The organism is Candidatus Eisenbacteria bacterium (assembly GCA_005893275.1).
Classification (GTDB): Bacteria; Eisenbacteria; RBG-16-71-46; order SZUA-252; family SZUA-252; genus WS-7.
Genome location: VBOW01000027.1, coordinates 1 through 19,744, shown reverse-complemented (window position 1 = coordinate 19,744; position 19,744 = coordinate 1). Strand labels below are relative to the sequence as shown.

General features: G+C 65.2%; 14 protein-coding genes and 1 tRNA gene. All 15 read right to left on the bottom strand.

Translation table 11 applies throughout. The features are described from left to right. Positions 1–48 precede the first annotated feature (48 nt). Positions 49–1,173, bottom strand: coding sequence for an SDR family oxidoreductase (locus E6K76_06255; GenBank protein TMQ58951.1), 1,125 nt, complete (start codon positions 1,171–1,173; stop codon positions 49–51). Positions 1,174–1,449: 276 nt separating this feature from the next. Next, a tRNA-Leu gene (locus E6K76_06250) sits at positions 1,450–1,532 on the bottom strand. 9 nt (positions 1,533–1,541) lie between these two features. After that, positions 1,542–2,030 carry a preprotein translocase subunit SecG gene (gene secG, locus E6K76_06245; protein TMQ58950.1) on the bottom strand — a complete coding sequence of 163 codons (489 nt, stop codon included), beginning with the start codon at positions 2,028–2,030 and terminating at the stop codon, positions 1,542–1,544. Between the two features lie 69 nt (positions 2,031–2,099). Further along, positions 2,100–2,876, bottom strand: coding sequence for a triose-phosphate isomerase (locus E6K76_06240; protein TMQ58949.1), 777 nt, complete (start codon positions 2,874–2,876; stop codon positions 2,100–2,102). Beyond that, positions 2,873–4,081, bottom strand: coding sequence for a phosphoglycerate kinase (locus tag E6K76_06235; protein TMQ58948.1), 1,209 nt, complete (start codon positions 4,079–4,081; stop codon positions 2,873–2,875). Before E6K76_06235 ends, E6K76_06240 begins: the two co-directional genes overlap by 4 nt. Before the next feature lie 5 nt (positions 4,082–4,086). Then, the gene (gap, locus tag E6K76_06230; GenBank protein TMQ58947.1) at positions 4,087–5,088 is read right to left on the bottom strand and encodes a type I glyceraldehyde-3-phosphate dehydrogenase; all 1,002 of its coding nucleotides are present in this window, start codon (positions 5,086–5,088) and stop codon (positions 4,087–4,089) included. A gap of 13 nt (positions 5,089–5,101) precedes the next feature. After that, a complete protein-coding gene (locus E6K76_06225) occupies positions 5,102–6,139 on the bottom strand; it encodes a 6-phosphofructokinase (GenBank protein ID TMQ58946.1) in 1,038 nt (345 codons plus the stop codon). Between the two features lie 126 nt (positions 6,140–6,265). Then, on the bottom strand, positions 6,266–7,762 hold the full coding sequence (locus E6K76_06220; GenBank protein ID TMQ58945.1) for a GWxTD domain-containing protein: 1,497 nt from the start codon (positions 7,760–7,762) through the stop codon (positions 6,266–6,268). Positions 7,763–7,773: 11 nt separating this feature from the next. Then, on the bottom strand, positions 7,774–8,712 hold the full coding sequence (locus E6K76_06215) for a PorV/PorQ family protein (protein TMQ58944.1): 939 nt from the start codon (positions 8,710–8,712) through the stop codon (positions 7,774–7,776). 46 nt (positions 8,713–8,758) lie between these two features. Beyond that, complete coding sequence (locus E6K76_06210) at positions 8,759–11,473, bottom strand: hypothetical protein (protein TMQ58943.1); 2,715 nt, start codon at positions 11,471–11,473, stop codon at positions 8,759–8,761. A 73-nt stretch (positions 11,474–11,546) separates the two neighbouring features. After that, positions 11,547–14,321, bottom strand: coding sequence for a TonB-dependent receptor (locus tag E6K76_06205; protein TMQ58942.1), 2,775 nt, complete (start codon positions 14,319–14,321; stop codon positions 11,547–11,549). A gap of 258 nt (positions 14,322–14,579) precedes the next feature. Beyond that, the gene (locus E6K76_06200; protein TMQ58941.1) at positions 14,580–15,926 is read right to left on the bottom strand and encodes a TldD/PmbA family protein; all 1,347 of its coding nucleotides are present in this window, start codon (positions 15,924–15,926) and stop codon (positions 14,580–14,582) included. Beyond that, positions 15,919–17,367: a TldD/PmbA family protein gene (locus E6K76_06195; protein TMQ58940.1), complete on the bottom strand. Its 1,449-nt coding sequence runs from the start codon at positions 17,365–17,367 to the stop codon at positions 15,919–15,921. Before E6K76_06195 ends, E6K76_06200 begins: the two co-directional genes overlap by 8 nt. Positions 17,368–17,389: 22 nt before the next feature. After that, the gene (locus E6K76_06190; protein TMQ58939.1) at positions 17,390–19,024 is read right to left on the bottom strand and encodes a hypothetical protein; all 1,635 of its coding nucleotides are present in this window, start codon (positions 19,022–19,024) and stop codon (positions 17,390–17,392) included. A 7-nt stretch (positions 19,025–19,031) separates the two neighbouring features. Next, on the bottom strand, positions 19,032–19,744 hold a 713-nt coding region (locus tag E6K76_06185), incomplete at its 5' end, for a hypothetical protein (GenBank protein ID TMQ58938.1).

The window sequence follows — 19,744 nt, the reverse complement described above, 5'->3', positions numbered from 1 at the left end:
GCTTCCACGCTACCGGATCGATCCTCCGGCACGCAACCAGATTCCCGGTCACGCGTTGTAGTATCGGCGCTCTCTCGGATCGGCGATCACGCCCGAGCGTACCGCGCGCGCGACCTCCTCGATCCCGTCGCCGACGCGCCGACGCGCCCGGAATCCCCACTCCCGCTCGATCCTGTCGAATCGTACCCGGTAGGTACACCGGTCTTCCTTCTCGGGCTGGATCGTCACCCGCACCCCCGGCACGTGTGCCTCGAGCTCCTCCTTCAGGTCGCGGAGCTGGTAGTTCTCGAGATTGTCTCCGAGATTCAGGATCGGCGGCCCGTCCGGGGGCAGCGGTTCCTCGATCGCCATGATGATCCCGCGAGCGATATCCGCCACATGCGCGAAGGGTCGCCACTGGGAGCCGCCGAAGATTTGGACCTCCCCTTCGCGCACGGCTTGCTGAGCGAGGAAGTTCACCGCGAGATCGAACCGCATGCGTGGGGACAGTCCGTAGACCGTGCTGAAGCGGAGGATGACGGGCTCGAACTCCGAATCGTCCGTCAGCTCGAGAATCCCCTGCTCCGCGTGCCACCGCGTCTCCGCGTAGAGGGACCGCGGCTTTGCGGGGGATTCCTCGGTGAGCATCTCGTCGCGACCTTCGCCGTAGACGCAGCACGTCGAAGCGAAGACAAAGCGATGGACGCCGAGGGCCCGCGCCCGCCTGGCGAATGCGACGGTGGCGCTCCAATTGGTCTGCACGGCGAGGTCCTCGTCCAAGGCGCAGGCTTTGCCACCCTCGATCGCCGCGAGGTGCACCACGGTCTTCACCTCCTCCAACCCCTGCTCGTGAACCCGAGGGTCGCGAAGGTCGCGGACCAGCACGGTGAGGTTGGGATCGTGGGCGAGGTCCTCGAGACCGTGGCCGCCGTGCAGCATGCGGTCGAGGACGCGCACCGGCCGGCCCGCCTGGAGAAGCATCCGCACGAGCACCGAGCCGATGTACCCGGCTCCTCCGGTCACGAGGATCGGACGCGCGCTCAACGGCGGACCCGGAGGTGGAGATGCTCGGCCGTCGCCTCGGCGCGGGGACCGAGCGAGCCCTGGACGGCCGCGCGCGCCCTCTTTACAATGGCGCCCAGCAGACTCGAAGCGCGGAAGGGCTCCGCGCGAAGCGCGCACGGGGAGGTGAATCGAACATGCCCGAGATGGAGGTCAGCAATCCGGCGGTCGAATGCCTTCGCTGCGCGAAGCTCTTCGGACCCGTCCAGATTTTTCATTTGAGGGAAGACCCTCGGCGTTCGTACGTGCGGTGCCAGCACTGCGGCGCGAAAAACGAGGTTCGCGCCGAGGATCGCTACTGCATTCGGCTCGTCGGACTCATTCCAGAGCCGACACCCGACCGGCCCGGCGGGGAGTACCGCTGAAAAACTTCGGGTCCCCCCCCGAGCGGGAAGGGGACCCACGATGTGCCCGGGGCGAGATTTGAACTCGCACGGGGTTACCCATACGCCCCTCAAACGTACGTGTCTACCAAGTTCCACCACCCGGGCTGAATCGGATCACGGACCGCCGGCAGCCGGCGCTCCTCCCCCGGCAGGAGCCCCTGGGGTTGGAGCAGGCGGCGCCTCGGGGGTCGGCGAGGGATTCGAGGCGCCCGTGCCGGTGACCGGAGCCCCTGTCGCCGGAGCCGCGGGGCCGCCGGGCGTGGGAGCGCCCGCTGTGGGAGCGCCCGCCCCCTCCGTCGCAGCGCGTTGCTGGCCCCGTCTCCGTGCTTCCTCTTGGATCAGGCTCCGTCCCCCGCCCGCGGACCGGGATGCTTGAATGCCCAGCGTCAATGATGTGAGAAAGAAAATCACCGCCAGGGTGGTCGTGGCCCGGCTCAAGAATGTGGCCGCGCCGCGACCCCCGAAGAGCGTCTGGCTGGACCCCGCGCCAAAGGCACCGGCAAGCCCGCCTCCCTTGCCCGATTGGAGCAGAATGGAAGCCATCAGGGCCAAGCAGACCACGATGTGAATCGTGGCTATGAATCCAACGACAAACCCGGACATCCGGAACGCCTCCGTTCTTCGACCTTTGTGCCAGCAGACGCTCAGCGTAGCATGCGCCTCGCGCGGCGGTCAATCCACCGCGGATGGGCGGCGTTCCGCCTTGAGCAGCGCCTCACCGATACCGAGAAACGATTCGGCCCGGAGCGATGCCCCGCCGACCAGGAACCCGTCCACCTCGGGGATTGCGGCCAGCGCGGCGGCGTTCTTCGGATCGACGCTGCCGCCGTAGAGCACGGGGGGATGTCCCGCGGCGCTCCCCCTCCCCATCCGGCCCAACTCCTCGAGCACCCACGCGTGCGCCTCCGCCACCTCGTCCTCGGTCGCGACCACCCCGGTTCCGATCGCCCAGACCGGCTCGTACGCAACCCACAGCGGCGCCCTCGCCGGCGCGCCGTCGAGGGCCCGCGTGAGCTGGCGCTTCAAGACGTCGCGCGTCTCCCTCCGCTCGCGCTCCGCGAGCGTTTCACCGACACAAAGCACAGGCTTCAGCCCGGCGCGCCAGACGGCCTTCAGCTTGGCCTGTACGATCTGGTCATTCTCGCAGAACAACCGCCTCCGTTCGGAGTGGCCGACGAGCGCGAACTCGGCGCCCGAGTCCTTCGCCATCTCGGGCGAGATCTCGCCGGTGAACGCCCCCTTGGGTTCCGTATGGCAGTTCTGGATGCCGAGCTTGGGATCGGTGGGACGCCGCTCCCCCGCGAGCGTGGCGAGCGCCGTCGGGGGAGGAAAGACGACCACGGTGAGCGAGGGCACCGCGGCGGCGCGATCTCCGATCGCGCGCAGGAGGGAGCGGGCTTCCGCGAGGGTGAGGTTCATCTTCCAGTTGCCGGCAAGGATCCTGCTCATGGTGCAGCCTCTGAGGTCGCCTCGAGCGCGGCGACGCCGGGAAGCACGCGCCCTTCGAGGAACTCGAGCGAAGCCCCCCCGCCGGTCGAGCAGTGGCTGATCTGATGTTCCACTCCGGCCTGGTGGATCGCCGCGAGGGAGTCGCCCCCCCCGACCACCGTGAAGGCGCCGCGTCCCGTCGCCTCGGCCACCCCTTTCGCGACGCGGAGCGTTCCCCGCGCGTACGCCGGAACCTCGAAAACTCCCATGGGACCGTTCCAGAACACCGTCCGCGCCGCCGAGAGCGCTTCCACGATTTCCTCGATCGATCCCGGTCCGATGTCCACCCCTGCGAGTCCGGGAGGAATTCCATCCACGCCGACCGCGTGCCCCGGATCCCGGCCGCTCGCGTCCGCGGCGACGATGCAATCGCGAGGGAGAATGAGCTTTTGCTCCGCTTCCGGCCGGGCGAGGATTTCCTTGGCCAGGGGTACCTTGTCCTCCTCCACCAGGGAACGACCGGTCTCGAGCCCCTTCGCGCGCAGAAAGGTGAACATCATTCCGCCCCCGACAATGAGGCGGTCCACGCGAGGCAGGAGGTTCCGGAGCACATCGATCTTCCCGGAGATCTTGGCGCCACCCAGAATCGCCGTATAGGGACGACCAGGGGCCTCCAGCAGCTTCCCGAGCGCCTGGAGCTCGCGTTCCAGGAGAAATCCCGCAGCACAATCGACGAGGAACGTCGTGATGCCGGTGATCGAGGCATGCGCCCGGTGCGCCGCGCCAAAGGCGTCGTTGACGTAGGCGTCCGCCAGCCGCCCGAGCTCGCGGCTGAACCCTGGGTCGTTCGCCTCTTCGCGTGGATCGAAACGGAGATTCTCCAGCAGGAGCACATCGCCGTCGGCGAGGCGCCCCGCGAGCCGCTCCGCCTCGGGGCCGACGATCGACTCGGCGAATCCCACCGACTTTCGCAGGTAGCGCTCGAGCCGTTCCCGCACCGGGGCGAGACTCTGCTTTGGATCCCGCTTCCCTTTCGGCCGGCCGAGATGGGACGCGACGACGAGCCGGGCGCCCTTTTCGATCAGATAGCGGAGCGTCGGAAGCGACGCCACGATTCGGGTGTCGTCCCCAACCGCGCCGTCCGGGGTGAGCGGAACGTTGAAGTCCACGCGGACGAAAACGCATCTGCCCGCGACGTTGAGGGAGCGCAGCGTACGGAAAGACATCGCGCCTAGCACCCGCGTCCAAGCAGAAGAAGGGTGTCCACCATGCGATTCGAGAACCCCCACTCGTTGTCATACCACGCGAACACCTTCACCATCCTGTCGCCGGAAAGCATCGTGAGCTGAGAGTCGAACACGGCGGAGTGCGGGTTCCCCACAACATCCTGTGAGACGATCGGATCCTCCGTGTATTGGAGGATCCCGCGCAGCTTTCCTTCCGCGGCCGCCTTCATCGCCGCGTTCACCGAGGCCACGGAGGCGGCCTTCGCGGTTGCCACCGTGACGTCGATCAACGAACCGTCGGCGATCGGAACGCGGACCGAGAGCCCATCCATCTTTCCCTGGAGGGAGGGGATCACGTGGCCGATCGCCTTCGCCGCCCCCGTGCTCGTCGGAATCAGCGAAACCGCCGCGGCGCGCGCGCGCCGGAGGTCCTTGTGAGGGGAATCTTGCAGTCTCTGGTCGTTCGTGTACGCGTGCACGGTCGTCATGAGCCCGCGCTCGATGCCAAATGTCTGATCCAACACCCAGAGCACCGGCGCCAAACAGTTCGTCGTGCATGAGGCGATCGATACGACCTGATGCTTGCCCGGATCGAAGGTCTCCTCGTTCACCCCGATGACGAACGTGGCATCCGCCCCCTTTGCGGGCGCCGAGACCAAAACCCGCTTGGCTCCCGCACCGAGATGAACCGCCGCCTTGTCGCGCTCGGTGAATTTGCCGGTGCACTCCAGCACGACGTCCACCCCCAAGTCCTTCCACGGCAGCTTGGCCGGATTCGCCTCGGAAAGAACCCGGATCGTGCGACGGCCCACGCAGAGGACGCCGTCCCGGGACGTGAACCGCTCGGGCCACACGCCATGGACGGAGTCGTACGTCAGGAGGTGCGCAAGGGTCGCGGCGTCGGTGATGTCGTTCACCGCGGCAAACTCGATCGCCTCGTCCCGCTTGAGCGCCGCCCGGAGAACCAACCGTCCGATGCGCCCGAATCCATTGATGCCGACACGCACGAGCGTACCCCCCTTAGCTGAAAAAGACGGACGCCAACTCGTAGAATTCGCGGTCCACCGTCTTCAGGGAACCGACCCCTTCGGAGATCGGAACGTCCACGATTTTCATCCCGCGGATCGCGACCATGCGCCCGAATCCTTCCCGTCGTACGAGATCGACCGCCTGGACGCCGAACCTCGTGCCGAGAAAGCGATCGAAAGCGGTCGGCGAGCCGCCGCGCTGAATGTGTCCGAGCACGCTGTAGCGGCTCTCGAATCCCGTCCGCTCCTCGATGCGGTCCGCCAGAGTGGCTCCGATACCGCCGAGCCTCACGTGTCCGAACGCGTCCCGGCGCTCGCTTTGAACCTGCACCGGTCCTCCCGCCACGTCGCGGAGCCTCGCGCCCTCGGCGACGACAATGATACTGAAATTCTTGCCGCGCTCGTGCCGGCGGCGCACGACGTCACAGACCTCGTCGATGGCGACCGGGTACTCCGGAACGAGGATCATGTCGGCCCCGCCGGCGACGCCCGCCTCGAGCGCAATCCACCCCGCGTGTCGTCCCATCACCTCGACGACGATGACGCGGTCGTGCGATTCTGCCGTCGTGTGCAGTCGGTCGATCGCTTCGGTCGCGATCGAGAGCGCGGTGTCGAAACCGAAGGTATAGTCGGTGCCGTTCACGTCGTTGTCGATCGTCTTGGGAATGCCGACCAGGCGGACGCCGGCCTGGTGGAGCTTCACGGCGACCCCGAGGGTGTCCTCCCCCCCGATGACGACGAGAACGTCGATCGCCCGCGACTTGAGCTCCTCACGAATCCGCGCCTCCCCACCCGGCTCCTGGTAGGGATTCGTGCGCGAGGTGCCGAGAATCGTCCCGCCCCTGGGAAGGATTCCGGAGACCGTCTTCAGATCCAGCTCCTCGACTTCCGATTGTAAGAGTCCCCTCCAACCGTGCCGGAATCCGACGACCGACCAACCGTAGCCTTTGATCGAGCGGTGGACGACGGCGCGGATCACCGCGTTCAGGCCGGGGCAATCGCCCCCGCCGGTGAGCACGCCAAGCCGCATCGTCCGACCTCCGAATCCAGTCAAGTCCTTGTCGATGAGAAAGTTGGGGGCACGGATGGTATGTGCGTCGGTCCGCACTGTCAAGGCCGAAACACGGCCCCGTCCGCGACGAAGGGCGGAGCGGCGCTACCGCACCCCGCTCACCGAGGAGTACCGCAGCGTGTAGTCGCCGTATCCTTGTTCATCGACGAACACGAATTTCATCCCCGCGCTGATCTCGTTCATCCGGTGTCGCGGAACCATCTCGTGGCCCCGCAGATTGTACGTCCAGATTTCGAACGCGCGCGTGTCGACAACGCCCTGGTCGGGTTTCGTGAGAATATCCTTTGAGGCCTTGGGGATTTGCCCATCCACCACGTATCCGAGAGTCTTGTCCGAGACGGGGAGTCGCTCGATCTTGATATCGTCCGGCTCCCCGAATTGAATCCAGATCCGGCCGCGATCGCTGAACATTCCCTTCTCGAATACCGTGTAGTGCGCGTTGGCGTAGGCGAGGCGGCGGCGAAAATCGCTCCGGAGCTCGTTCGCCGCCGTGTCGGGGGTGGGATCGATCGCTCGCCAGAGGTCGGCGAGTCTCGCTTCCTTCTCCCCCCGGGAGAGTTGGCGGAAGCGGTAGGCCTCATCCTGGGAAAGAAGTGTTTGCGCGGTCACATCGTAGAGATCCGCCGCGTCGGAGGCCCACGAATCGGCCTCCCATAGCATGTCGAACTCCCCCTGACTCGACGCGATCGGCCGTCCCTCGCCGTGGAGGAGATCGATTCGCAGCCGGTAGTGCCCCGCGGGAAGCGATGCCACGTCCGCATGGAGTGTGTGGGGCCAGGCGGCACCCTCGGTCACGCGCAGCGAGTCCAGCGACTCGAGCAGGGTGTCCCCCGCCGAGCTGAAGATCATGGTGCTGACCCGATAGGCCCGGCCCTCCGGCGGAGGAGGGGTGTCGTAAATCTCGTAATAGGCGGAGAGCATGTCCTGATACGCGCCGTAGTAGGCGCTGGGATGGGGGAGCACCTCGAAACTACCCTTCGCGAAGGGCGTCTCCGGAGTCCGCTCTTGGATCGCCCACGCGAATTCGATCCCACTGAGCGCCGGATCCTGAAACAACCACTCCGACATGTCGATGTCGCCCTGCACCTCACCCTGCCGCTTCTTGTTCTTCATCTGGTACACGAGCCCGCGGCGGGCGACGTTCATGTCCTCGACGGTGATCTTGTAGTGGTACTTCGCCCGAGGCGCGACGATACCGACGGTGTAGATCTCCCCCAGAAGCGAATCCACGGTCGCCGCCGCGTCTGTCGATTGGAGGCGCGCCTCGCGTTGCTGGTATCCCGCCCGCCGACCCTTCTTTCCGAGAAGCTCGACGGTGACCCGGAGCCGGGCCTCGAAATGTTCGCCTGAGGGCAGGAATCGGATTTCGCTGTAGGGCACGCGGATCGAGAACTCGACCCGGGCGTTGCCGGCGTCGTGACGGTACGCCACGGCGCTCGCGTGATAGTGGAGGTCCCCGGAGGAAGTCCCTGGCTCTCCAGGAGTTGAAACCCTGCCGATTGCGCCGGCCGGCGCTCCCGGGAGGGCGCAGGCGACCAGGACCCAGAGCCAATGAGGCGCGCGATTTTGGTGGCGCCTCACGGCGCGGGCTCCTAGAAGCTCACGTTCACCGAAACACGGTGTGCGGCGGTGAGAAGTTTGAGGTCCTGATACGCATAATCCAGGCGGGCCACAGACGCCTTGCTCAGCGTCAGCGGGAACTTCACGCCCAAACCAGCCGTCATGCCCTCCGTGTCGTAATTGAACTTGTACCCACCTCTCAGAAAGAGATAGTCGTGGAAGGCGTACTCCGCGCCCCAATTCACCTTCTCCGAGTTGTCGGACGGGTGGGTGAATTCCGCCGACGTGATGAATCGGCTGTCGCCGCTCTGGAGCAGGCTCATCGAGCCTCCTACCCGGAAGAACGTCGGCATCTTCACCTTCTCGTTGAGGAAGGTCATGTCGCTCCCGATGTTCTGAATCGACATGCCGATCTTCGCCCCGAGGACTCCGATGTCGTAGAGCGTGCCGAAGTCGAATGTGCTCGACTTCCCCTTCACGTCGGCGAGGCCGGTCTGGACGTAGTTCACGGAGAAACCGGCCGAGAATTTATCCGTGAGCGACCGCGCGTAGGAAAGACCATACGCCCATTCCCCCGCGTCGAACGTATCACCGGTTCCCTCGGGCTGATACGTCGTTCGTACGATATCGCGGCTCATGGTCAACGCGCGAACGTTGACCCCGAGCATCCCGGGAATCCACTTGATCGAGAAGACGTAGGCCGCCTGGTCGAACAGAATGTCCGCGGGCCAGGCGGTGTGATTCAGGGTCACCGATTGACCCGAAAGCCTGGCGATGCCGGCCGGGTTCCAGTAGACGGCGGTCGCGTCGTCGGCGATGGCGACGTACGCGTCCCCCATCGCGGCCGCCCGAGCGCCCACGCCGATCTTGAGGGATTGCCCGCCCAGGGTCCCGACCTTTTCGAATATCTGCGCGCCTTCCGCCGTGAGCGGAAGCAGCAGGCAGATGGCTAGTACCACCGCACGCTTCACGGAATGCCTCCTCGGTTCTCCCAGGGACGGCTGGGACGCTCCGGCGTCATCGGACAATGACGAACCTGCCGACTTGCTTGCCCAATTCGCTGTCGACAGAATAGATGTAGATACCGCTCACGATCTTCTGACCGTTTCTCGAGATCAAATTCCACGGGACCGAACCCTCGCCGCCGGTCACGGGATCCTTGCCGTACTGGAGATCGCCCGGCGGTTTTCCGTCGAAGGCGATGTCTTTCACGAGATCCCCCGCGAGCGTGTAAATGTGGATCGTGCCCTTGGTGCGCGGCAGGTTCATGAAGGTGACCTTGGTGCCGGAAGGATCCTCCTCGCGCGGCACGAGATCCCACTCCGCGCCCCCCTTGTACGGATTCGGGACGACGAAGACCTTCTTCTGGTCATTGCGTGAGTCCCCTCGAGGGTAGACCACCTGGGCGTTGGACGCGCTCGGGTTTCCCTGCAGAATCACGTCGGAGCCGGCCGAGTCGCCCGGCACCACGGAGATGGGAACAATGGAATAGAAGTAGGGGAAGCCGTTCAGGACGTGGGGATCCACGAAGCTGTACCGGCCGACCGCGAACAGCGTGTCGACCTCCGTGTAGCTCGAATCGTTTCGCACCCGCCTCCGACTGGGATCCCAGCGCACCAGAACGGGGCTGATATTCACGATCGGGATCGAGGGATCCACGAGGTCGGACAGAGGGTGTGCGGGAGTCCCCTTCGGATCCTCGCGCCATTCCCCGAGCAGGGACCACAGGTCCCGTGCGGGGGCGTTCGTTCCGAGGGGTCGGTGCCATCCGGCGGCGCGGTAGATTCGGTAGCCCAAGAATTCCTTCAGATTCCCCCTCTGGGCGTCCCGAACCTGCTCGGCGAAGTTGTTCCACTTGAGCGTGATCTTATGGTCGCCGGGGAAAAACCACGCCGAGACCCGGACCGAATCCGCCCGCGTATCATAGTCACGAATGAAATCGCCCACTTCCCCCCGCCCGTCCTGGCCCGCGTAGAAGGGCGCCGGCAGCGGAGCTGCGGCGACCCAGTTGACCAGGTGCTCCCGGCCCCCCTGACCGGTGTTCGCGTCGCAGTCGAAATCCACGTACTTGCAGTCCGGGGTGACGATTTGGATATTGAGCGTGTCCTCGCTGGCGCAGTGCGCATTGCCGTTTTGAATCGTTCCGCCCAGCGCGTCCTGGCAGACGTATTTCCCGTCCTGCTGCAGGTTGCAGGGAGTGTTGTTGTCCCATGGCGTCACATCGAAGAACTGCGGGATCGTGTTGACGTCGGCATGAAAGCGAAGGCGGCAGAAGGACGACTCGGGGATCGAGTAGGTGAACCCGCGCCCCCCGACCTCGGTATTCCGGAGACAGGTTTCCTTCCCGCACGTCCCGGTGAGCGCGTTCCCGTCCAGATCCGTGTAGAGCCCGTCGAACACCTGCTGCGCCTGAATGGCGTTGTCGATCATCGTGCCGCCCGCCGCCGAAGGCCCCCGCCCCAACCCCATCACCCAGGCGACCGAAACCGTGAGCGATGAATCGGGCAGGATCGAACGGAACGGTCCGGTCGCCATGATGAACCGGTAATCCAGCGGCCGGGACGAGACAATCTGTCCGACATTGTCGGGATTGAGCTGCGGGTCCGACATGAGCAGGTACCGCTGCGCGTCGTTTTCCGGGTCCCCTCCCGCCGCGAAGGCCGCCGATCCCGCGAAGAACTTGTACGATGTGATCCCGACCCGCCGGGGCGCCGTCGCGCCGCTGGCGTCGGTCGTGTGGTTCAGGAACATGCACCCGAAATAGCCGGGCACATCGCCTCCCTTGGCGTCCTGCGGCCGCGCAGGATCGTCGGGGTTGTCCCACATGTATCCCATCTGGATCCGTCTCTTGACGAAATCACCGGTCGGGCCCACGTACTGCACGGTCGTATCGACCAGCCCCGCCTCGTCGTCGGTGAAATAGGTCGGAATCGCCCGGTTCCCGATGTCCATGTCCGCAAAGATGCCGACGAATACATTGCGAAGGGCGCGACCGCTGCGGTTGATGATCTTGTAATCCATCCCGACGAAATCATTCTGTCCCGGAGTCGCCCAGGCGTAGGAGGTCTGCTGGACCTTGACGCCCAGCGGCACGTGCTCGGGAAAGAGCTGCCGGGTGTTGGGCTGATCATCCGCGTACTCGGAGGCGAACATCTGCTGCCCGATGGCGGCGTAGTCCTCGTCGCAAAGGCCGTCCCCGTCATCGTCCAGCCCGTTCAAGAAGTCCTCGTCGACGCGGCCGTCCCCGTCATCGTCGGGGTTCACGCTGGAGGAAATGACCCGGTTGCCGTTCGGAATCCCCTCATAGGTTTCGCGCACGTCGGCCACCTGCTCGATGGGAAGGTTGACGCAGACGTTCTGCGGAAACAGCTCGGGGGAGAACTCGCGCTGATAGGTCGCGGTCGTGACGTGGGGAATTCCACTCGCATCGAGCGCACCGATCCAGAGACCCGCGGCGTAGAGGTAATCGTTCCCGGATCCCGGCGGCCATTCGGCGGAAGGCACCGTCGTTTGGCTCGGATTGCTTTGGTTCCCGGTCTCGCCGAAATTCGTGATCTGGAGCTGAAGCCGGCCCACGTTGTGGACGAACTTCCCGTTCAGCCGAAAGAGCTTGTGAATGGCCCTGCTGTTCGTCGGTTCGATCTGATCCTGGGGAAGCTGGTGGAACGCGCACACGCAGGCCCAAAGGACGAATAGTCCGGTGGTGTGCGCCGTCCGGCGGCCCATGCTCATCCGATCCTCCCCCTTGCGCGAATGTCAGCCCTGGCTGCTTCTATGGTGATCGGTCCGCGTTCCGCCCGCCGCACTAGAATTGCACGCCGAGCCCGACCCGGATCGTGCGTCCCTGCTGGAACACCCGCGGATCGTGGACCGGGTACCAATCCTCTCGGCCGTCTCCGTCTTGGTCCTGGGTCAGGAACGCGCCCCCCGCGCGACCTGTCTCCGTGTAGTAGACATTGTAGGATTTCGGGTTGATGGCGCCCGGCGGCCAGAGATCCGGTTCCAGGTTGCTGATATTCTCCGCGTCGAGCAGGTTCGTGCCCTGCACGTACAACGTGAGGTCCTGGCCCCACGCCCTGAAGAACCGCTCCCCCTGCATCGAGAGCGTCGATACGGAGGGGAGACGCCGCGAGTTGATGAGATCGGGATTCTGCCGCCGCTCCTCCCGCAGGTGCGGCGTGAACGGGAAGCCCGACCCGAATTGGTAGACAAAGGACGCGCGCCAATCCTTCTCGTTCCCCAGACTCAACGTCGCTGAAATGTTGTGCCTCTGGTCCCAGTCGAGCGGCTGCTCGGCTATGGGTTTGAACTGGTCCCGCAGATTCCCCTGGTTCGGCAAGGCGCGGTTGGGGTCCGACGCCGTGCCGGTGGCGTTCCCATAGGTATAGTTGAGCTCGCCGGCGAACCCGCGGCTGAAGCGTTTGATCAGCGTGAACTCCACCCCTCGGGAGGACGCGTAATCGGCGTTCACGTACGTTGGGATGGTGATCGCGAAGCCCGGGATCGCCTGGTCCACCGTGGTGAGGAGCCCGAAGATGTCCTTGAAGTAGACGCCGAACTGGCCGTAGATGTCCTTGCTGAAGAGGTGCTGGACTCCGAGCTGGTAGCTGATCGTCGTTTGGGGCTCCAGATTCGGATTGCCGCGCGAGGTCGCCGAGATGAGGCGCCCCTGATAGATGTACTGCCGATCCGGCACCTGGAAGAGGCGGCCGTAGTGGAAGCTCATCACGTCCCGATCCGAGATCGGGTAGGCGATGCCGATCCGGGGGCTGATCTGCGTCTTGACCCGGTCGCGCACTTCGGCCGACGAGATCTGGTTTCCCACGGAGAAGTTGTCATACCGGATTCCCGCGTTCAGCACCATCCCCTCGTATTCCCAGCGATCCTGGACGAAGAACGAGCCCTCGGGATTGAAGAAACGGAACTCGTCCCGGTCGGCGCCGTAGAGACCCTGCCCGGTGAGGATATTCGGGAAATTCGTCCTCAGGAATCCCAGGTCGTTGTAGTTGATGTCCCCGCCGGTCATGAGATTGTGGGGGTGCCCGCCCTGGTCCGCCGGTTTTCCAAGCCGTTTCGAGAAATCCCCGTTCAAGGTATACGTGACCGTGCGCTTTCGCTCGAAGTGGGGATAGTCACCGTTGGTCACGTAGTAGGGCCCTTCCAACCGGTTCTGCGGGTCGTAGTAGTTGTTCGGCAGCTGCTGGTACTCCCAGGGCATCCGGTCGAGCACGTCGCTCGTCGTTTCCCATTGCTGCCGTCCCGCGCGCAGGTTGTAAATCGTGCCGACGCCGAGCGTGTGCTTCCAGGTCACCGCCGTTTGGAGGTAGTCCTCCTCGGTAACCGGAAGATGCTCCGCGGTATTGATCGGGATGTAGCTTGAATCCACCTGGAAATAGGACCAGGCGCCGTATCGGGTCGTGACGGTGCCGTCCGTCGGCGCCGTGGAATCCTGGATGACGTGGACGAACCCCTGCCGATTCCAGCGGTTGTTGAACTCTCCGTCCAGGCTCCGGTTCTTGATGACCTCGAAGTTGAGCTTCTCGTTCGGGGTCAGCTTGAACGTCAGCTTGCTCGAGAGCTTCGCGCTGTTCGACTGCCGGTTCCCGAGCCGGATGAAATCCAGGAACCGATGCTCCCGGTGGGTCGCGACGTTCCGGAGATAGGTGTCCGTGTACGTGCCCTCGAATGAGATGAAATAATTCGTCTTCGGGAAGAGGAACGGCCCCCCGAAGCCGGTGCTGAGCCGTTCGAAATTGTTGAAGGATTTGTCGGCCTCGCCGTAACGGTCCGTGAAGTACCGGACCTCGCCCCCGAACTTGTCGCCCCCTTCGCGTGTCGTGAGGTTGATCACGCCCGAAAGGGCGTTCCCGTACTGAGCGTCCAGACCTCCGAGCACCTGCTCGCTGGAGGACACCGCGAGGAGCCCGAGATCCACCCCCTCGGCGCGCATGGGATTGCGGCTCGCGATCCCGTTCACGATCGTGAGGACCTCGTCCCCCCGTCCGCCGCGGAAGTGAAGCTCGCCTCCCTGGCTGATCACGCCCGCCTTGAGCCCGATCGCCTCCTTGTAGTTGTCCACCGGGAGCGAGCGGAGATCTTCGCTCGTGACGATCTGCTTCGTGGAGCTGTCCTTCTTGCGGATCGCGATCTTGACGTCTCCTTTGACGTCGACACCCTTGAGCTTGACCGCCTGCTCCGATATCTGGAAGTTGACCGTCGCGGTCTGGTTGGCATTCACCTGGACGGGTTTCTCGACCGTGGCGTGGCCGACGCTTTTCACGGAGAGGGTGTACGCGCCGACGGGCACCTTGGTGATGGTGAATTTCCCTTCCGCGTTGGCCATCCCCCCCAATTGGGTTCCCTTGATGAAGACGTTCGCGTACGGCACCCCGACTCCACTGTCATCCGTGATCTTTCCCGTGATCGCGCCGGTCTGTGCCTGAGCGGACGAAACCGCAGGTCCCACGAAGGTGAGGCCGAGGAGGAGCGCGACGACGCAGGCGAGGACCGTCCGATGCTTGCGACGGCCAAGCTGGCTCGGCATATGCGTAACCGCTCCTTTCCTGGACGGGGGTGTCATCGGAAACCGGCTATCTTTATGGCGATTCTGCGGGCCCGAGTCAAGCCAATTCGTTGCAATACACCCGCTTGTCCGACTTGGGGACGCCGTTTCCGTGGGGTTCAATTCTGTCAAGGTCTTCTCACAGCCGGCGAACTGGTGCGGAAAAGTAGGGACCTGCGCGGGGGGAGGGACAGCGCACCACGACGCGCGGCGTGGCCCCCGCCGCTCGGGCCCGCATTATACCGAAGACCCGCCCCGGCCGGCAAACAAATTTTATTAGAATTCCGTCCCGCTCGACATGTGGAAGCCGTGGACGAGAAGGCCGGGGCAAACAACCCCCCCCGAGCGCTCCGGCCGCGACATCCCCTCCACGTCGCGGAGCATCTCAATCACGCTCTGATTGAATCGAAAATTCCGAACCGCGTGGGTGACCTTTCCCTTCTCGATCGCGAAGAGCCCGTCGCGCGTCATTCCCGTGAGGGTCACGGTCTTGGGATCCACGACGTTCGTGTACCACACGCGGGTGACGAGAAGCCCCTTGTCCACGCGGCGGACCAGATCCTCCACGCTCGCCTCGCCTCCCTCCAGAACGAGATGGCGCGCCATGGGCCCATACGTGTTCGGGACCGGGAGCCCGTGGCCGGTGCTCTCACGCCCCTCTTTGGCCGCGGTTTGCCGGTCGTACACCGCGCTCCGGGCGACCCCGCGTTCGATGATGGTGGTCGGACGGGTCGGCATCCCCTCGGCGTCGAACGGGCTCCCCCGGTGGAGCGGATGGTAGGGGTCGTCGCGCAGCGTGATGTTCTCCCCCATGACCTTCTGCCCCATCTTCCCCGACAGGAAACTCCGTCCCTCCTGGACCAGTAGCGCGCCGAAGGAGATCCACGACATGTCCTGGATGAAATCCGCGACGGCGGCCGGCTCGAGCACCACGGTGTATCGGCCCGGATCCCAGGATTTCGGTTCGCGCGATCGGATCGCCTTCTCCACCGCCCGAGCCGAAAGCGCGCCGCCGTCGATGTCGCGCGCGCGATGGGACTCGCGCCCGGCCCAGCCCGAGGCGGTCCCGTCGAGGGCCGACACCCGAAAGGTCGCCGACGTGCCGGCGTGGTAGGCGAACAGCCCGCGCGAGTTCGCGATCGCGAGCGGGCCGATCTCGCCGTAGTCCCCGATCGTGCCCGCGCGGACCTCGTAGATGCCGGCTCCTTCGAGCCCCGCCGCGCGGGAGCGCTCGACCGCGCGCCCCACCTCGCGCGCCCGGACGTCGGCGTCGAGCGATTCCGTTTCGGGATCGAGCGCGTCGACCGGCTGATACTGCTGCGGTCCCGGCAACGGGAGGAGATCCGCGATCTCCGGCTGGAGTCGCGCCGCCGCGGAGGCCCGCTCGATGAGCCGCTCGATGCCCGCGCGGCTCAGATCGTTCCCGGTGGCCCGGCCGGTGCGCTTTCCCTGCACGACGCGGGCCGACAGGAGATAGCGGCGCTCGGCGACGTTCTGGGTGATCTCGTTGTTCGCGAAGCGGGTCAGGGCCTCGGTCCCGCCCCCCAGGAAAAGCTCGATCTCCTCCCCGCGCGCCGCGGCAAGGGCCTGATCGAGGAGCGACTTCGCGTCGTCCCTATTCATCGTATCCCGCGCCGACGCGGACGTTCCGGAACCGCGCGGGAGCGGCGCCGTGGGTGATCTCGGCGACCTGTCCGGGCTGCCCCTTGCCGCAATTCACCACGCCCCAAGGCTTCCATTCCTCGGGACCGCAGATGAAATCGCACGAGTTCCAAAACTGCGTGGTGATGCCCTGATAGGTCGGGTTCTTGAGGAGCCGGACTCTCTTTCCCTTGCGGATCTCCCAGGCGAGCTCCGTCTTGAACTGGAAGTTGTATCGGAGCTGATCGATGCTCCAGCTCCGATTCGTCTCCATGAGAATCGCGTGATCGGTGTCGGCGAGCAGGTTCTCGAGCGTTCCCGTTCCCGGCTGGAGGCTCAGGTTCACCATCCGGATCATCGGGATGTGGTGCCAGCCGTCCGACCGGACGCACCCCCGGCTCCGGGATTCTCCGGCGCGGTGCGCCAGCTCCCGCGAGGTGAGATACCCTACGAAGAGCCCGTCGCGAACGATGTGCCAGCGCTGTCCTTCGACGCCGTCGTCGTCGAAGCCGAACGTGGCGAGCCCGTTCGGGAGGGTCGCGTCCGCGACCAGGTTCACGATCTTCGAGCCGAACGCGAGCTTGTTCCGCTTCTCGAGGGTGAGAAAACTGGTGCCGGCGTAGTTCGCCTCCATGCCCAGCACCCGGTCCAGCTCGGTCGGGTGGCCGACGGACTCGTGGATCTGAAGGGCGAGCTGCGAGCCTTCCAGGATGATGTCGTGCTCTCCCGACGGGCACTGCGCCGCGCTCAGAAGCGCGACCGACTCCTCGGCAATCCGGCGCGCGTTTTCGACGTACGGGGTCGCCTCGATGAGCTCGTATCCGAGCATCTGGTAGAGACCCTCGGCCTGCGGGTAGCTTCGCCGCTGCACGTCGTCGGCAGAAACCGCGGTGGAGGTGCAGCCGCCCCCCGAGCGCGTGAGCGTCTGCTCGATGTCCGAGCCCTCGGTGCTGAGAAAGAGCTGACGCTTCCGCTGAAACGAGAGGAAGGACTCCGCGTTCTTCACGCCCTTGACGGAGCGGATCTCGGCGTCGATGCGAAAGAGAAGATCGAGCTTTCGCTCGAGCGACACGTCGAAGGGATCGATCGCGCACTCGGACGCCCAGACCGCGCGATGCGCGGGCTCCGGTGCCAGCCGGACGTTCTCGTGCTTCAGGCTCGCGCTCGCGCGGCCGATCGAGACCGCCTGGGCCGCGCAGCGCTCGGCGCCCTGCTTCGTCAGCTCGTCCGTGGCCGCGAACCCCCAGGCGCCCCCCACGAGGACGCGGACGCCGAGGCCGGCGGACTCGCTCAGGTCGAGCCCGCCGACTTCGCCGTTTTTCACTTGGAGGTCTTCGCGGGCGAGCTCAATGGCGCGGACATCGCCGTACTCCGCGCCCAGCGCCGCCGCGGTATCGAGCGCGAGACGAGCGAGGTCCCTCAAGCGGCTGGGTTCCGAGGGAGGTTCAGAAGAGGTGGCGAAACACGATCGACGCCCGGTCGCTGCGAGAGATCTCCTCGCTCGGGTCCCCGGGGGTGAAGGTCACGTGCTCGTGCGCGAATGCGACGTCGACTTGGGAGTCGAGGAAGCCCCAGAAATATCCCAGGCCGGCGGTCAGGCGAACCCCCTTGACGGGAGGAAAGCCGTCCCTGCGATCCGGGTCACGGCGGATCAAGACGAAGCCGCCACGAAGCGGAAGCCAGGAGCGCGCGCGATATTCTGCGCCGAAATGGTAGGTAAGCTCCGCGCTTGCGATATCGGGAAGCGCGCCGGTGTAATCGATCCGCCCCTCACGGGCGAATTGCACCTCGGTGCCCAGAAGCCCCCGTCCGCCGGGCAGGTCGACCGAAACACCCCCGTCCGCTTGGTAGCCGAGCCGTCGCACATTGAGCTCCCGCGCGGAAGCGAGCACCGTGTCGTTCGGCCGGATTACCTCGAGCTCGCGGTAGTAGCGGTAGCGAACGCCCAGGTGCGCCGGGGTTCCGGGGAGGTCGAACATCCAGCGCGATGCCACCTCGTTTCGCCTCAGGCCGCTCAGGAGCGCGGACCACTTCTTCTTGAAGACGCTCTCCGAGGGATTGGTATTGTTGATCGGGAGCGGATTCAGGAAGTACTGGGCGGCCCAATTGACCTCGGCGATCTCCTCGCCGTCATGCGAGCGGTGGCGGCCGTCGATGATCCCCCGTACCCAGTCCTTGTACCGGATTCCGAGCTGCGCGTTGTAGCTGACCTCCGGCCGATTCCAATCGTAATGGTCCTCGTTGAACGGGCCCGCGCTCAATCCGCGGACGTGATGCCCCATCCATTCCCCCGACGCGGCGAGTGTGAGCGCGAGCGGTCCGAGCCGGGGATCCAGGAGGGCGCCGCCGGAAAATCCAAGCTGGGACGACGTAAGATTCAATTGGTACGGATTCGGTACGTTGCGCGACTCGGTCTCGTGCCGGTATCGGAGGCGTCCGGCAAGCGTGACCTTCTTGAAGAACTTGCGGCCGTAGGTGACGCCCAGCCTCGGCACGATGACGCTCGCCCCGATATGATGGTCCCCGAGGGAGGGATTGAAGTTGGCGGGGTAGAGGACGTCGAAGTCTCGGATGAAGCGGCCGTTGTCGGGGGATGGGAAGAGATCGTGGCGGCTCGCGTTCACGCCGCCGTAGATCCCTTCGAGACCCAGCACCCATCCCTGGCTGTTACGGAGCGCGGCGTCGAGTCCGCTCCGCCGCTGCACGACGCTGTGCGGAAGGCCGAAATAGGTGTCCCTGAAATTATCGTAGTGCGAGGACTCTTCGATGCTCGAGGAGTCCTGATCCGCGAGTAGGCCCGCAGGATTGTCCGAAAAGGCGTAGGGATTGACGCCATTCTGCGGATCCTCGACCGACGCCTCGAGCCCGCCCATGGCGTCGAAGCGCGCCGAAATAGTCCGCGCGTCGACGTCGACGGTCGACGCCCTCGTCCAAGCCTCCGAGATTTGAGCCTGGGCGACGGCCGGGCCCGCCCAACCGGCGACGAGCAAGACGAGGGCGCCCGCCGCCGCGCGACGCGGGGTCGGTGGGGGCACGCGTCCCTTCCATCGGGCCGGTCGAACCAGGATGTTGGGACTCATGCCCGGCCTACCTCGGCCTTAGATGCAGGGGAAGGAGCACGGAGCGGCTGCCCCGCGTCGAGGACGCGTCCCGAACCGTGATCCGCATCGCGTAACGCCGTCCCGGCACGAGCTGGACGTCGTCGGACCATCCGGTGTCGAGCCTTCGCCTGATTTCCAGATTCCACTTGCCGGCCGCCCAACCTCCCCGCGCGAGCACATCCATCTGGCTCCCGGTCGGGGGGATAAGCCAATAGCTCGGGACGTAGTCGCCGGGATTCCAGGTCTTATCGCGGAGGCTGCTGTCGTCGACGCGGATCGGGTTCAAGCTGTCGCAGGCCGTGAGCGCTTGGCGAACGAACCACCAGATCGTATAGGCCACCGGGTGGCCGCGATTGAGCCTCGTGTCGCGGGACCCCTTCCCGGCGATATAATTCGGGACGATCCCGTTGGGATACAGCGTGAAGTTCTCGCCGTAGCACAACCGTCCCTCGTCGGGAACGGGACCTCCCCCCACGTCGTACCGGTCTTCCATGAATCCCGCAGCCGGATGCGTGAACTGGCCGAGGCTGTCGCCGTCCGAGGCGGCGTTCAGGAATTCCACGGTGGAAGACGGGAATACCGGATCCGTGGTGCCCGCACCCCAGCGCCAGTTGTCGGCCGGAAAGGAACCGAGCGAGTCGGAGAAAATCTCCACCACGACCTGATCCTCTTCGATGCTCGAGCGGTGCCAGGACGTGG

Excerpts from the sequence above, each read along its gene's own strand:
- secG (TMQ58950.1), bottom strand. The coding sequence starts at position 2,030 with ATGTCCGGGTTTGTCGTTGGATTCATAGCCACGATTCACATCGTGGTC.
- E6K76_06240 (TMQ58949.1), bottom strand. The coding sequence starts at position 2,876 with ATGAGCAGGATCCTTGCCGGCAACTGGAAGATGAACCTCACCCTCGCG.
- E6K76_06235 (TMQ58948.1), bottom strand. The coding sequence starts at position 4,081 with ATGTCTTTCCGTACGCTGCGCTCCCTCAACGTCGCGGGCAGATGCGTT.
- E6K76_06225 (TMQ58946.1), bottom strand. The coding sequence starts at position 6,139 with ATGCGGCTTGGCGTGCTCACCGGCGGGGGCGATTGCCCCGGCCTGAAC.
- E6K76_06210 (TMQ58943.1), bottom strand. The coding sequence starts at position 11,473 with ATGAGCATGGGCCGCCGGACGGCGCACACCACCGGACTATTCGTCCTT.
- E6K76_06205 (TMQ58942.1), bottom strand. The coding sequence starts at position 14,321 with ATGACACCCCCGTCCAGGAAAGGAGCGGTTACGCATATGCCGAGCCAG.
- E6K76_06200 (TMQ58941.1), bottom strand. The coding sequence starts at position 15,926 with ATGAATAGGGACGACGCGAAGTCGCTCCTCGATCAGGCCCTTGCCGCG.
- E6K76_06190 (TMQ58939.1), bottom strand. The coding sequence starts at position 19,024 with ATGAGTCCCAACATCCTGGTTCGACCGGCCCGATGGAAGGGACGCGTG.